Source organism: Pantoea sp. CCBC3-3-1 (genome assembly GCF_007981265.1).
In the GTDB taxonomy this organism is placed as follows: domain Bacteria; phylum Pseudomonadota; class Gammaproteobacteria; order Enterobacterales; family Enterobacteriaceae; genus Erwinia.
In genome coordinates, this window is the sequence record NZ_CP034363.1 from 3,483,377 (window position 1) to 3,497,739 (window position 14,363).

Annotated in this window: 13 protein-coding genes; 8 read left to right on the forward strand and 5 right to left on the reverse strand. The window is 34.5% G+C overall.

Annotated elements, in window-relative coordinates:
* The first annotated feature begins 259 nt into the window (after positions 1-259).
* The 8 genes from EHV07_RS16215 (at position 260) to EHV07_RS16250 (ending at position 9,042) form a co-directional block, all read left to right on the forward strand.
* Positions 260-1,162: a hypothetical protein gene (locus EHV07_RS16215; RefSeq protein WP_147199037.1), complete on the forward strand. Its 903-nt coding sequence runs from the start codon at positions 260-262 to the stop codon at positions 1,160-1,162.
* A gap of 458 nt (positions 1,163-1,620) precedes the next feature.
* Positions 1,621-2,247: a hypothetical protein gene (locus EHV07_RS16220; RefSeq protein ID WP_147199038.1), complete on the forward strand. Its 627-nt coding sequence runs from the start codon at positions 1,621-1,623 to the stop codon at positions 2,245-2,247.
* Positions 2,248-2,689: 442 nt separating this feature from the next.
* Entirely contained in the window at positions 2,690-3,082 is a 393-nt protein-coding gene (locus EHV07_RS16225) for a hypothetical protein (RefSeq protein WP_147199039.1), read from the forward strand.
* Positions 3,083-3,091: 9 nt separating this feature from the next.
* The gene (locus EHV07_RS16230) at positions 3,092-4,204 is read left to right on the forward strand and encodes a relaxase/mobilization nuclease domain-containing protein (RefSeq protein WP_254446258.1); all 1,113 of its coding nucleotides are present in this window, start codon (positions 3,092-3,094) and stop codon (positions 4,202-4,204) included.
* 296 nt (positions 4,205-4,500) lie between these two features.
* On the forward strand, positions 4,501-5,082 hold the full coding sequence (locus tag EHV07_RS16235; RefSeq protein ID WP_254446259.1) for a DUF4755 domain-containing protein: 582 nt from the start codon (positions 4,501-4,503) through the stop codon (positions 5,080-5,082).
* 135 nt (positions 5,083-5,217) lie between these two features.
* A complete protein-coding gene (locus tag EHV07_RS16240; protein WP_147199042.1) occupies positions 5,218-5,874 on the forward strand; it encodes an EcsC family protein in 657 nt (218 codons plus the stop codon).
* Positions 5,875-5,960: 86 nt separating this feature from the next.
* A complete protein-coding gene (locus tag EHV07_RS16245; RefSeq protein WP_147199043.1) occupies positions 5,961-8,201 on the forward strand; it encodes an AAA family ATPase in 2,241 nt (746 codons plus the stop codon).
* 1 nt (position 8,202) lies between these two features.
* Complete coding sequence (locus tag EHV07_RS16250; protein ID WP_147199044.1) at positions 8,203-9,042, forward strand: DUF3226 domain-containing protein; 840 nt, start codon at positions 8,203-8,205, stop codon at positions 9,040-9,042.
* Positions 9,043-9,124: 82 nt separating this feature from the next.
* Here the strand turns inward: EHV07_RS16250 and EHV07_RS16255 are convergent, their stop codons facing one another.
* The 5 genes from EHV07_RS16255 to EHV07_RS16275 form a co-directional block, all read right to left on the reverse strand.
* The gene (locus tag EHV07_RS16255; protein WP_147199045.1) at positions 9,125-9,517 is read right to left on the reverse strand and encodes a hypothetical protein; all 393 of its coding nucleotides are present in this window, start codon (positions 9,515-9,517) and stop codon (positions 9,125-9,127) included.
* Between the two features lie 73 nt (positions 9,518-9,590).
* A complete protein-coding gene (locus EHV07_RS16260; RefSeq protein WP_147199046.1) occupies positions 9,591-10,016 on the reverse strand; it encodes a hypothetical protein in 426 nt (141 codons plus the stop codon).
* Positions 10,017-11,648, reverse strand: a complete 1,632-nt coding sequence (locus EHV07_RS16265) for a DNA-binding protein (RefSeq protein WP_147199047.1) — start codon at positions 11,646-11,648, stop codon at positions 10,017-10,019. It lies immediately after the preceding gene.
* Positions 11,645-12,958, reverse strand: a complete 1,314-nt coding sequence (locus EHV07_RS16270; RefSeq protein ID WP_147199048.1) for a tyrosine-type recombinase/integrase — start codon at positions 12,956-12,958, stop codon at positions 11,645-11,647. The genes EHV07_RS16265 and EHV07_RS16270 overlap by 4 nt, the downstream gene beginning before the upstream one ends.
* Entirely contained in the window at positions 12,945-14,165 is a 1,221-nt protein-coding gene (locus EHV07_RS16275; RefSeq protein WP_147199049.1) for a site-specific integrase, read from the reverse strand. The genes EHV07_RS16270 and EHV07_RS16275 overlap by 14 nt, the downstream gene beginning before the upstream one ends.
* Between the last annotated feature and the right edge of the window lie 198 nt (positions 14,166-14,363).

The following is a 14,363-nucleotide window of genomic DNA, read 5'->3' on the forward strand; positions in this document are numbered from 1 at the left end:
TTAAAAAAGTGACAAATGTCACCCCAATAAAAAAACAATCAGCCTCAGCGCAAACCATTGATTTAAAAGCACATATCAATAAAAATTACAGAAAAATCCTATAGAAAGATAATAAATTCTGCGCAACGTCTTGTAAATCAATTTTACCTCGATCAATAAGTTAATTTACTATATAAAAGGTTTTTAATGATATGGTTGCATAAAGTCGCTGTTTGAAGGTTCGACTAACTCATTGAATTAATTGGAATTGAGAGGCAAGATGAAACTGGAAGAAGCATTTAGCTTAGAGTTAAGAAGATTAGTCAGTGCAGATGATGCTGATCGTGCATTTAACAAGGCTATAACCTCTAAGCACATGTTCAAATGTCCAGATACCAAATGTGATGCTCAGGTGACATGTGCAAATTTAGATAAACCTAAATCGTTTCGTAAACGAGACCCTTACTTTATTTTTGTATCTGAACATATTCAGGGATGTCCAATCGGGGAAAATATTGTTCGTGAGCTAAGAAAAAGTAAAAAAGGAATGAAAGATCCAGAAGCTCTTTCCTATATAAATGATGATGTTATTGAACTTGATCTTTCATCAGGCAGAAGAAAAATTTTAAAAGATGATAATGTTGAGAATGAGAAATCGGACCCATCATCCTCAAACAGAAATCAAAAAAAAAGCTCGGATGAGGATACACATCAGAAAAGACATTCCCGTAAAAGACTCTCTGGTTTGGTAGAAGCTTTCTTGGCCGGAGAAGAGCGATTTGTAGAAACAATTGATGGAAAAATTCATATTAAGGATCTTTTTATACCTATATCAGCAAAGCAGGATATTTCTATCCTTCCTGATGAACCTAAAATATATCATGGCAAGGCTTGGCTTAATAAAATAAAAGATTATTATCAAGTAAGATTTAACTCTGATATGGTTTGTGGTGAATTAAAATGTAAGCCCACTTTTTTTATTCCCGCCAGCTTGGTAAATGATGAATCAAATTTGGTAAGGACATCAAGAGCTAATTTAGATAAATTAACTTCTTCAAAGCCTACCAAGCTACTTAATATGTTTATTTTTAGCAGTGTACCTCCTGTTAAAAGCAATAAAGGAAACCATATTAACTTCTTATTAAATGACATGACTCACATTTATTTTAAGAGCACAGAATAAGCATTGATTAACTCCCACTTCAACACAAAAGGAATCTATGTCAGTATGGATTTTAATATTAGGTTGGACTATATGACATCCAACAAATCAGGATAACTTCAGGCTGATGCCTCTTAATTATAGGACAGTATATGATTAATAAAATAGGTAGCGATAGCCATGTAAGATAATTATCTTACAGCTTAACTTACTACCCTAATTCATCCGATAAAATCATTTCCATATTTTTTTCGTAAAGAAAAGCAGTAAAGCTTTCTTTGAGATATCATTTCTCTCATAAGCCTTATTTATTTTTTAAAGCATATATTATCATTAAAAATTTTAATGAATTTTAATGAATTTTAATGAATTTTAATGAATTTTAATGAATTTTAATGAATTTTAAAGCAAATGGAATAGAATTTCATTATATCACATCAAGTAAATGACTTTTAGAAACTCTCATACTGGAGGCGAAAATGGCGGGACAAGATTCAAGGAAATCAAATCGGGACTTAGTTTTATTTTCAGCGGCAGTTATAGCCTGCATATTCATTGTATCATTCGCAATAATTTATGTTCCAAAAATCTATGAACAGTATCCATTAATTGAAAAATACACACCAAACAAACTCGCAGAAAATGCAATTAAGCTTCTTCCTTTCTTAGGATCTTTAATATTATTTGCTTTATATAAAAATAATAAAAAATCAATTAAGGCTTTTAATGATTTTATTATAGCAATAATTGGCACGTCAGCATTATATGCTATCTTTTGCCTGGGCAACGATGATTTAATAAAAAACGTATACTACCAAACTCTTTCAAGTTTATTTGTTTTTACAGCAAAACTATTATTAATGATGTGTAGCATTAGCAAAGTAATTATTACTTTTTTAGAGTTTAAAGATGAAAGAAAAAAAGAAATAGATAGTCATAATGATAAGAACTTCACATCTAAAGCTCATTCTGTATCAATATCAAAAAAATCAACAATAATATTAGGGCTTGTAGCTTTGATTATTTACACAATCGAAAAAAAAGGTTCACCTATCCAGAAAATCATTTCTAAAGAAGATAAAAATGACAATGGCCGTTGTAATTAAAAATATATCACATAATATCACAAACGAAGATAAAACGTATTGTGCATTCATAACTGCCGGTTGAAAATCGTATTTAAACATATTGGAAAATAAGCCAGGGTTTTTTAGCAAATAGATTAAATTTAGAATATTCGACATCCCCAAAACTAAAAAAGTTAAAATGTATTTTATTTTCATCATGCCACCTTTTATTAAACTAATACAATCAACATTAATAAATATAATTCAGGTGTCAATAGCATAAAAATATTAAATTATTTAATTTTTTTTAGCAAGGGCTAACTGAGCGATGCTCAGTTGCCTTGCTTTTCCCGCCCTTCGGTTGAAAAAGGAAAATCAAGTTCAAAACCAACACCTAAAGCATTGACACAATTGCATATTATGATATTAATTTATACATAGCATACGGACTTGCTATCAATTAAATATCAAAGGAGTTGATATGGAAAAATTTAATAATATATTCGATGATGAATTCCCTTCGTCTTTTACTGATAATATTCAATCCAATAAATTACCACCTAACCGTATTCGCAAGCACACAATAACTGTTCGTCTAAATGACATAGAACTTGCCAAAGTAAATGGTTCACGAAATCAGCTCAGTAAAAGCTGTTGGCTGAGATCCTCAGCGCTTCAGCAACTCCCTCCATCTGTTCCTGAACTCAACAAAGAAGCTTGGCAACAACTAACGGCTTCACTACAAAAACTCAACGATCTTGGGTCATTCCTTCTCCGCAGAGGGGAAGATGCTCAGCCTCTCTCACAAGAGTTAACTGCTTTGAAAGCCAAACTGTCGCATGTAAGAGATGCTTTGCTGAGTGTTGAAAAGTGATCGTCCCAGATGAAGGGTATGAATAAAATAAAAAGGGGGAAGAACTTCCGGGGTGTCGTCTCGTATGCTCTTTCCCCTGCCCCTCATCACTCAACCGCTCCCCTTGTGATAGGAGGAAACCTGGTAGGCATTTCAGTGGAGGCGTTGACAGCAGAGTTCACCAGAACTCTACAACTGAGAGAAGATGTTGAGAAACCTGTATGGCATAACTCGCTACGATTACCAAAGGGCGATTCATTGACCAATGAGCAGTGGAAGCTCATTGCCGACGATTACATGAAGCGAATGGGGTTCTCAGACACTCATCTTCGTTGTTATGTCCTACACAATGATGAAGCTGGTCAGCACATACACATCATTGCTTCCCGTATAAACGTTTTAGTAGGTGGCCAACTTTACCTGGGTAGGAACGAGAATCTCGTTAGCACCAGAATCATTCCAGACCTTGAACGGGATCATCAGCTCACCAGAACGAAAGGTCCTTCTCCTGCTAAACCGCCTCAGAAGCAAAGAAAGCTTACTCGTAACGAAAAGATGATGCAGGACAGAACCGGAGAGAAACCTTCTAAAAAAGTGATACAGGAAGCTGTAGATGCGATCCTTACCTTCTTCCCAACCATCACTATCGAAGACTTCATATATGAATTACAAAAGCAAAACATATCAGCGACAGCAAACATCGCATCTACAGGCAAGATGAACGGTTTTTCATTTGAGCATCAGGGAGTCGCTTTTAAGGCATCACAGCTCGGTAAGGCATACAGTTGGTCAAATATGAGTAAGCGAATCACCGTGACTCAACCAATAGAGGCTGTTGCTCATGAATCGAAATCGATTACCGACAAAGAAAACGTTTCGAATCCAATTGAAGTTCCTCCCACAGCTACACCAACACCCCTTACGGCAAATTTCAAAGAACATATCCGATCTCGCTGGTTGCAATGGATACCCTACCTCGACGAGCTTGTTGCCAGTTTAAAAGCTGTTAGTTCAACGATACTCAATCCTCTCAAAAGTAATGTCATCTATACAGCAATACGAACCGGCAACTCTGAAGCACCAAAGATATCTGAGGTAAATTCTCAAGACTCGGCAAGAAAACCGCAATTTAAACCTCTTTAAACGGCTAGTTTTCAGATAGTTAAAATCATTCCCTAAGCCAAACACAACAAATATTTTCATTTCAAATCAGATTGATAGATAAAAACGATCGATCGTTATTACTGATCAATTATCTATTCATGATAGTCAATGACTATCAAAAGAAAGCGATCGATCGGTATAAATGATTTGCTAGATCCTGTTTCCTAGCCGTAATGTAACTTCAAACGAAACCACCTAGCACACTGATTTATCAGCAGAATAAGCTGATGCATACGTGCGCCTTCGATTCAGTGAAACTAACCTTGGAAGAACCTATGACAGCAATGACTGAAGTAAAACAGCCAAACTTTCTTATGATGAAAAGGGTATGGATTGCTATTGCACTTCCGATTGTCATTTTCTATTTCTCTGGAGTTCAGGGTTTGGTCCAGCTTGCAATCGTATGGGTTTTCGCAAGCATCATGCTCTTGATGTTTGCTTATAAAAAATTCCGCATCAAAAAGTGGAATGCCAGCACCAGAGACCATTTTGGCGAGCAAGACGGTATGTGGAGTCATGAGTTTGGTCCTACCGCAATGAGGCTTGATGAGAAGCGAAAATTGGTCCATCTCAGAGAAGGCGATAAGCAAAAGACTTATCCCTTCTCAGCTATCAAAGAATGGCGATACAACTTGTCTACTACGAGACAAAGAACAGGTATCGATAAGGAAATGGATCGCACCCATGATTTCAGAGAGTCAGGTTTTTACATTGCTGTAGATGATGTGCAATACCCAGAGTGGCGAGTTATGTTTTTCCCGCAGAAGGGCGATTTCAACTCACAAGAAGGCATTCGGGATACGGAACTGCAACTTAAGCGCTGGATGCAAATCTTTGACAACTTAATTAACAGATAAATTTTAATATCTTATCAATCAATAACTTAACAAAACCAATCGGCTGATTGGTTTTTTTTACTTCTTAACTGTAAAGATAAACTTAACCATTCCGATAAGTTCTATGTTTTCACAAAATTTCAATAGGGACTTAGAATGGCTGAAGCGTTAAACGAAGGTAAAATCATGCAGGCTCTAAACTGGGCCTATGATAAGGCTCTGGATGGAAGCATACCAGGAACAGACTCTGCTTATGAAATGGCCGAAAGCTATCTAAAAGGCGATGACACTTTAGTTGAAAAAGTAAACTCTCTCATTCGCTGGCAAAATACCAAATCCGCCACAACAGGTTTTGTCTCTGGCCTTGGGGGAATCATAACCCTCCCTGTAGCAATCCCCGCAAGCATAGCTACAGTCATTTACGTTCAAATCCGCATGATTACATCCATCGCTCTGATGGGCGGATATGATGTAAGAGATGATCGCGTAAAAAGCATTGTCTATAGCTGCATTGCTGGAAATGCAGCAAAAGACATACTCAAAAGCACGGGCATTATCATTGGTTCTAAAATGTCTACTCAGTTGATCAAAAGTATTTCTAAAGAAACCATTTTTGCCATCAATAAGCAGGTCGGTTTTAGGCTGCTGACGAAGTTTGGTGAAAAAGGAGCTATAAATTTAGGCAAGATGATACCTGTTGTAGGTGGGATCATTGGTGGAACTTTTGATGGTATATCAACCAATATCGTTGGAAATATTGCTCGTAAAACTTTTATCGAACAACTTCAAAAAACACCTAACACATTGATATAAATGCACTTAAATCAGATTTAGATTGTTTTCTTGCTCAGAATAAGAACCTGTTATAGATTGGAAAAAATTAACGAAAGGAATGATAAATGTCTATTGAAGAAATCAAAGATTTGCCAAGGAATTCAAGGTTAAGTAGAAATTTAAAAAATCTTTATCTTGATCCTAACAATTATCGATTCGTTGATAATCAGAATCATAAACCAATTGATGAGGAAAATCTTCTTGATCCCCAAATACAAAAAAGAAGCCGAATTTTCATTGAGGGTCGTAATCAGGAAAATATCCGAGATCTTATAGCTAGTTTTAAAGCAAATGGATTTTTAGATGTTGATATAATTCAAGTTAGAGAGCTTGGAGATAATCGATATTTAGTCTTAGAAGGTAACCGAAGAGTTACTGCTCTTAAGGCTCTTCAGGAAGCACATGAGAATGGTTTTGATATTGGAAAATTAGATCCATCTATTTTCAGAAGCGTCCCCTTTGAAATTCATAGTAAAGAAGAAAGTGAAAAACATCTTATTGTAATGGGATTAAAGCATATAAGCGGCAATAAGAAATGGTCAACTTACAATCAATCAAAATTGCTCTATGACTATTTAAAACCTTATGAAGGGTTAGCTCGTGATGAATATACAAATAAAGAAAACGAGTTAGTCAACTCATTAGGAATTACCAAGCATCGACTCCGTTCAATGTTAAGGGTTTATAATTTAATTCAAGAATATAAACAAAGTGATTATAGTGAACAATTTTCTCCAGAGATGGTCGGTATTTTTGAGGAGATAATGAAAAAACCAGTTATAAAAAACTGGTTAGGTTGGAATGACATTGGTTATCATTCATCTAATAAAATAAATTTAGAAAGACTTTTTTCATGGATATCTAAAACAGAGGTGTATGCCGAACTGGAAGAAAACACTGAAGAGGATGAAGAAATTTATGATAACGGTGATGATTATAAAGAAATTGAACCCATTATAACTAAATCTCTTGAAATAAGAGACTTAGCTCTATTCATTGACAATGATAAAGCCTTGAAAGTCATGGAAGAGGAAAGAAGTTTAGCAAGAGGTTTAGTCTCAAGTGGATCAGTTGACAAACAAAATTATCAAAGTGCTTTGTCAGGACTAAGCGAATCATTGAAAGGTTTGTTACTTTATAGTTCTCTTATAAGTGTTGATGATACAAAAACTCTTGACGAAGCAAAAGATAAACTTTTAAAGATAATACCTAAAAAAAGTACATTGAATATTGAAGGTGGTAATTATACAACCGTTTTTGAATATTCAGTAAAGCAACACTTTGAAAAAATACACATAACCAAGTACAAAAAGTTAAAGAACTTCAGCTTAGATAATTTAAACAAAATAAACATTTTCGCTGGGCTAAATAACACAGGGAAAACAAGCCTTCTGGAAGCAATATTTCTTTTAACACAAAGAAATGACATGTCTTCATATTTTAAATTAATTAGACATAAAAATAAGTGTTCAGTATTAAGCCCAGTATTCTTGAATGCTGTTTTTCAAGATAAAATATTACTAAATGGTAAATTCAACGATACTGAAGTCTCAATAGAAATGGAGAAATATGAGGCTGTCAATATCGATAAGAAAGATGACTATATTGCCTCTTATAAACTTTCATCTGAAATAGACAATAAAGAAATAACTAATATAGTCCACACCTATGTTCATGAAAGTATGAAGAGAACTTCAGACCAAGTATCGCATTTATGTGCATCTTCATTTAAGAGTCCATACTTCCATGACATCGACGATTCTGTTAGCGATTATAATAAAAGTGTAGAGTTAAAAATAAATACTGATGATGGCGAAGCAAAATTAGCTTTAAATTTAGTAATTGAGTTCATGAAGAAAGTTGACGATAGTATAGTAGATATACGCTATACCGAAGAAATGGATATCAAAAGATTCCTAATCGATTCAAAATATTCTTTAGACCGGAGTTTTGATTTAACAAGCTATGGAGAAGGGATTCAAAGAATATTTTACACAGCTCTTTCATTTGCATCATGTAGAAATGGTGTTTTATTTATTGATGAATATGAAACCGCCATACATTATAGCCTTCTGAAAGAGTTTACTAAATTAACCCAGGAACTCTCAGAGGTATTTAATGTACAAGTTTTTCTAACGTCACATTCAAAAGAATGCATTCAGGCTTTTGTTGATAATGGTTATAAGAATGATCAATTGACAGCATTTAGAATGATCAATGATGATGGAAAAATAACAACGAAGAGAGTTGATGGTGAGAGATTTAAATATTTAGTCGAAAGCATTGACTTAGATATCAGAGGTTAAAATGAGCGATAAAAAAAGGATTACTATCGTTGCTTGCGAAGGCCAACATGACGTAGCTTTCATCACTCGAATTTTGCATGTCGCAGGTTACATAACGAGCAAGAAAAAAATTAGTACTTTTCCATCCCCATTTGATTCTTTGTTTAAAAATATAGCAACATCCATGGTGATTGCTGACAGGAAATTAGGTTACCAAAGCCCTAATTATCTTCTTCCCTCATCAGCGCTAGAAAAAGAAGATGAAGTTATTTTTATACATAGCTTAAACGGTGATGGTCGAGGGGAAGAGAGGAGCATATTGATTAATCAATACTCCGATCTTATTGGTGATGATGACTTTACTAAAGACTTAGAATATTACTTCAGATTCCTTTTCTTTTTTGATGCTGATAGTGACGGCGTAGATGAGAGATTGAAATGCATTGTTAAGGAATTCAATCTATCTTCACCATTATCAAATGGAATTATTTCGACATATAGTAACAATCAGATTGGTTGTTATGTTTACCATGAAAATGGTAAACATACTGGAGTTTTAGAGGATATACTTTTAGAACATTTTTCTAAAAAAAATACGGATTTATTTGATAATATTTCAGGTTTTTTATCATCTAATGCACTGGAGACTGATCGCACTAAAGAACTCCATTTAAATGGCGATAATGAGATAAGAAAAGGCCCATCAAAGTATTATTTGAAAAAATCTCAGGTAAGTTTATTTGGACAATTGCAATTTTCTGGAATGAATAACTCAGTTATAATCTCCAGATCGGATTTTTTGAGAAAAGCTGATATTGATAATTGCGCCCAGTGTATCTTAATTAAAAATATGTTTGATTAGTTAAACCTAAAAATCAAAAAAAGCACCCCTAAAGCGGGTGCTTTCATATATATACTAAAAACAAAAAATTGATTGCATACATCTATAATTTTAATCTTGATGTTTGAGAGTTATTTTTTTCAAAAATAATTTTGTGTCTACTGAATAAATTGAGGACCTCAGATTCGTTCCATACAATATACTCAACTATAAACTTGTAAAAATAAACAACCCTGTCAAGATTGATACTCTCTGGGATGGTATTGAAATTAGGGCTAAGTAATGCAGATGAGAGAACGGCAATAATATTGCTTGATCCGGTTAAGTGAGGGTTGTCATAGTCCTGCTGATACTTCAAAAAGTATCCTACACAGAACAGGTAGGCATCTTTTACGATTTTTTCTTTATTGCAGTCTGATTCATCGTATCTAAGAATGAAGCGATTGAGGAGTATCAAAAATTTCTGATCTGGCAAATATCTGTTTAATTTATTCATAGTAGCATCCTTGCTGTTGTGAATGTCATCCTGACATGTAAAGAAATATCACAATATTTAATCATGTCAATAGCTATAACCTATCAATTTCTATTTGAATATCTTTTTTAGGTAAAGGACGATTAAGCTCTTCGGCTGTAATTTGCTTTAAATGAGAGTTATACAGCCATATCTTAAACTGCTCTAAATATTTGTTATTCAATGCTATCAAAGCTTCGTTTTCAGTTTCGAGCCTTTTTATTCTCTGACAAGCAATCTTTAAATTAGCAGGTTTAACCGCACATGTTTCTTTCACACCAGACTTGAGAAGCTCCTTTTTTGAATTAAAACAATCCGCAATTTTAACATGACTACTCAAAGATTGCCTTGAAGGTCTCTTACCAATGATCTTTATCAACTCGTCGCATAAAGCCTCCCAGGTCAGCTTCTCATCGTCATTCCAGGTATTAATAACTTTCATTATCAACTTTTCATCATAACCAGTAATATGTTTAGCCATTTATTCTCCTTTTATTATTTTAGTTTGAAATTTATACCATTTATCAGCATTAACATTCCCATCATTTTTATCACAATTGGTCTTTTCAAGAATTTTAGTGTGTATCATCATTAATTGGCCGTCATCCGTTCCAGAGTCTTGTAAGGGATAATAACTGCAAGGCTCAAAAACATATGAGTGCTTGCAGTAGCCATGCTTAGTGATGAGCACAGCTCCATCATTCAATAAATCGAAATCAGTTATGTCCATAACAGCTATTTCTTTTTTCCTATGACCGTTACCGGCTCCGATTGAAGTTTTATCTTTCATGAGATTGATCATTTGTAAGTGTGATCGGTGATCATAGGAAACATTTTGTGAGACCAGCTTCCTTCCAGACCATCTGGCGATGCTAAACTCGTCCATACCATTGATTTGAGAAAACGTATTGAGTAGATGTCTTAACTGATGGGTTCTTAGCGAATATGGGCTACCATCTTCGTTAATATAACCGTGTCTTTTAAACAGGTTGGTAGTGCCTTTGATACTTGCAAAGGCATCAATATCCGATCTAAAAAACTGAGCAGTGGGTCTGAACAAAGGTGCCAAATGATTGCTCGTTTTCTTACATAATTGTCCCTCAAATAACAGACATAAAGCATTCGAATATTTGATTTTCTTTTCTTCATCATACCAGGGAAAATTTTGAGGCTTTTTAGTAAAGAGTTCATGTTTGTATGACTCAGGGACCTTCCCTTCCATTGTTCTTGCGACAAACCTTGGATGGTTGGACAACTTACTCAATCGGGCTATGGCCTTTTGAGCGACAGGGACCATTACTGAAGGAATCCATTTGATGTCTCCAGCATACCCCTTCGCTGAAAAAAACCTTAAACCATATCGTTCAATGCTGTTCTCATCATGCTCTGTAATCTCACAATCCGCAGGAAGGCTTAAAATTTCCGAGATTCGTCCGGGTGCACATATCAGTAGTGTAAGAACAGACGTTGTGAAAATGTCCCTCACAGACAGTTGGCTTTCATCTTTTGAGAAAATCTCCGCAATGGCTATGACAGATTTTATATCTGGTAATTTTGAGTGCCCTTCCAGCGAAGGTTCATAACCTTGCCAACTTTGAGTTATTTTATGCCTTAACGGATTTACCCAAAAAAAATATGATGAGATTGTCATTCTGTTTTCACTCAAGAATGAACATAGTTTCTCAAGTTCCTTACCAATTCCAACTGCTGCTAATTTTGTATATTTAGCAGTTGCTACTCTTACACACTCATCAAAAATGTTATTATTACACTTGACGACATTAGCTTCACCGTATGATTTCAATAATACAAACTCAACGATCTTCAACATTGCCAAAGCATTCTGGTTTGATTTTGACTTATTAAAAGAATGAATATGAAACATGTAAGCCTTAGCAAAATCAATAAAACTATCATCTAATCTGTCTTTGCTATTTCGATTATTGTTGATATCAAATTTATTGAATCTGTAACATCCCTTCCATACATTGCTTTCCCATGAACTGGCTAACTTAGAGTTAAAAACATTACTCTTGCAAAATTCAATAAAGCCCTCGACATTTATTTTTGGATTATTGGTATTTATTGGCTCGAATAAAATCAAATTGGTCATTCAGAACTCCAGGCTCTAAAGTTTTTGCAGGTAAGACACTCTATTTTTTCGTGTTTACAATCAGTGAATCCAAAAGAATTTAAAACATATTCTGTAAAGAGCTTCTTGTTCTGTGTGCTATCGCTATCCTGAAATATCTTCGATAGAGGTTCAAAAAATGAATGAAGTTTCATATCAATATAGTGAACATTATCTGGGCTATTTTTTACGTATATCCCTGATGAGTTAATAGATTTATGGTCTAATGCTTTAGCGATCACTTCAACTGAGGCTCCTTCCTTTGCTAAACGAGAACCAAGGGTATACCTGAATCGTCTGGCATTCAGCCTTATAGGATTATGGGTTCTTGATGACTGGATATTAAATTTAGTGGTGATTTTATCTAATTCTTTAGAGATAAATGAATTCTTCATATGTAAAAAATCAGTTGCCATAATGGTGTCCAAACTTTGACCAGACTGGATTGATATGGATTTTTTGGAGTCCATGAATATAGGTAATTCATTTTTTATATGACCAATGCCCTGATTAATATTATCTTCGATATGTTTTTGATTCACATCAACCAAGGTTGTTAGTTTTTCATAAAGGCAGTCATCGATACTTACCAAGCTAAACTCACTTCTAAAGTCCTTCCTTTGTTTTACTTTCGGTATGTTTAGAAACCAACCTTCTCCCGTTCTGATGAGATCTTTCGCTTTTAAAGAAGTTAACTGTAAAGGCCTCCTTCCCGTTTTTGCTAATAGAATAATGTAGCAATAAATAAACAGATGGATTTTGTTTTCTTTCAATAATTTCCTGATACTTTCAAGTATGATTTTCAGCTCTTGTTCCGTTAGCGGACCACAATTTGGATCTCTTCGTTTGACGGCTTCTCCTGTCAAATTATTTTTAACTTTTATTTTTTCCAGCATTGTTAAAGCTGAGGTTTCAACTCCTACATAACCGAGCTTTTTCCACTTCGTTAGAAACTTCTTTATAGAGTTTAGTTTGTAGTTTTTCTCAGGGCCTAAATTAACATTAAATTGATAAACCGCGTTTGCATCTATCGTCTTAAGGTCTATCATCCCTAACCATTGACTAAAAATCTGGTTTATGTTTTTTGTGTAACCTGCACTGTATTCAGCCGAAAAGTAAGCCAAGGTAGTAAGGTAACCAATACGCATTGACTTTGTTATTTTGTCGGCAATCTTATGTGGGAAAATACAAGTCTCTTTATCTAATTGCCATTTGATATCAGAAAGCTTGAAGCTATACCCCTGCATCGTTGCAAAAATCAGATTCTCTTTTCTTAGATTACATGTTTCCATTATATTGACCCTCAGTTATCTTTTTCAAAGATTCATAAACCCTTCCAATAACTTCCTTTTCTTTTTCTGATATATGTTTGAAATTGTAGTTTTCAGACATTTTAGAATCTTTTGACCATCCCATGAGATAGCATCTCAATCCTGATTTTCGACTGATATTCAAATTTGAACTATCAATTTCATTTGAATAGAAATAGTTCCATGAATGCCTCAATCTATGCCCCGATAAACTCTTTAATTCCGGGCTTACTTTTTTAATAGTTGAAATTATTTTCTCATATGCTGAAACAGATAATGGTTCTCCTACCGTTTTACCTGCGCTGTGAGTTACAAACAGGAAGTCATGTTTTTTCTTTTTAGTGATTTTACTTCTACAAGTTTGTATGTAGTCGAAGATCTCCATCACTAACTCGTCTGATAATGGGATTATCCTTTCGCCAGTTTTGACTAATGGCTGATTTAGCCTCCGGTCTTCAATGCAGTCATGTCTTCTGAAGATACTTAGTGTGTTATTTCTAAGATTTAGATCATTTACTTTAAGATTTAGTAACTCACCTGCTCTCAACCCGCAATTTAGTAGCAAGGTAAAAATGAGCCTGTTCCTTCCTTGAACCTCCTTCTGAAAGGGGTTTTGGCTCCCTTCGACTTCCAACAGCTTAAACAGAGTTTTTATTTGTTCTTCACTCAATGATTTGTCTTTTCTGTCGTTCATGCTGTGTGATTTATTTCGTGGGAGATGTGCTCTCAAATTTTCTATGAAAGTATCGATTTCATATCTGGCATGGATTCCCTTCATAGAATGAATCAATCCGCACAACCATTTTAGGTAATTTGAAAAAACGTGTATCCTGTAACTAAAAGTTCGTGTAGCAATCTGCTTTCCTTTGAGTAATCTTACATTCGTAATTTTTTGTTGATCGAATCTTTGCTTTGCATACCGTATCAGGTCATCTACTTCGGCTACACTTAGGAACCGCTTACTTTCAATCCTATCAATGATTTTAATGTTCCTGCTTTTCATAAAATTGCTAAGGATAAGTAGATTCGTTGCGACTATCTCCATCGTTGATGCAGTCGCACTTCTGTTCCTGACATTAGTTGTGAGATAAAGGTTCTGATAGTAAACTGGTAGCAGTGTTTCTTTGTTGAGAATCAAGCAGCCTCGCTCTCCATTACTCATGACAAATTTTTTTATTTTGAATGACATTATAATAACCCTCCGAAAACTTTACATTTAGTAATCACTACGACTTATCATTATTTTATTGATTTAAATTTTGCAATTTTATTTTGTTATTTTTGTGTTTATTTATAATTTATTTAGATACTTAAAAAAATTTCTTTCACGTGAAAGAAACCAGTACGGCTAGTTACCAGTAGTCATACCCGATTCAAGAAGAAAAAC

Excerpts from the sequence above, each read along its gene's own strand:
- EHV07_RS16215 (WP_147199037.1), top strand. The coding sequence starts at position 260 with ATGAAACTGGAAGAAGCATTTAGCTTAGAGTTAAGAAGATTAGTCAGT.
- EHV07_RS16220 (WP_147199038.1), top strand. The coding sequence starts at position 1,621 with ATGGCGGGACAAGATTCAAGGAAATCAAATCGGGACTTAGTTTTATTT.
- EHV07_RS16225 (WP_147199039.1), top strand. The coding sequence starts at position 2,690 with ATGGAAAAATTTAATAATATATTCGATGATGAATTCCCTTCGTCTTTT.
- EHV07_RS16230 (WP_254446258.1), top strand. The coding sequence starts at position 3,092 with ATGAAGGGTATGAATAAAATAAAAAGGGGGAAGAACTTCCGGGGTGTC.
- EHV07_RS16235 (WP_254446259.1), top strand. The coding sequence starts at position 4,501 with ATGACAGCAATGACTGAAGTAAAACAGCCAAACTTTCTTATGATGAAA.
- EHV07_RS16240 (WP_147199042.1), top strand. The coding sequence starts at position 5,218 with ATGGCTGAAGCGTTAAACGAAGGTAAAATCATGCAGGCTCTAAACTGG.
- EHV07_RS16245 (WP_147199043.1), top strand. The coding sequence starts at position 5,961 with ATGTCTATTGAAGAAATCAAAGATTTGCCAAGGAATTCAAGGTTAAGT.
- EHV07_RS16250 (WP_147199044.1), top strand. The coding sequence starts at position 8,203 with ATGAGCGATAAAAAAAGGATTACTATCGTTGCTTGCGAAGGCCAACAT.
- EHV07_RS16255 (WP_147199045.1), bottom strand. The coding sequence starts at position 9,517 with ATGAATAAATTAAACAGATATTTGCCAGATCAGAAATTTTTGATACTC.
- EHV07_RS16260 (WP_147199046.1), bottom strand. The coding sequence starts at position 10,016 with ATGGCTAAACATATTACTGGTTATGATGAAAAGTTGATAATGAAAGTT.
- EHV07_RS16265 (WP_147199047.1), bottom strand. The coding sequence starts at position 11,648 with ATGACCAATTTGATTTTATTCGAGCCAATAAATACCAATAATCCAAAA.
- EHV07_RS16270 (WP_147199048.1), bottom strand. The coding sequence starts at position 12,958 with ATGGAAACATGTAATCTAAGAAAAGAGAATCTGATTTTTGCAACGATG.
- EHV07_RS16275 (WP_147199049.1), bottom strand. The coding sequence starts at position 14,165 with ATGTCATTCAAAATAAAAAAATTTGTCATGAGTAATGGAGAGCGAGGC.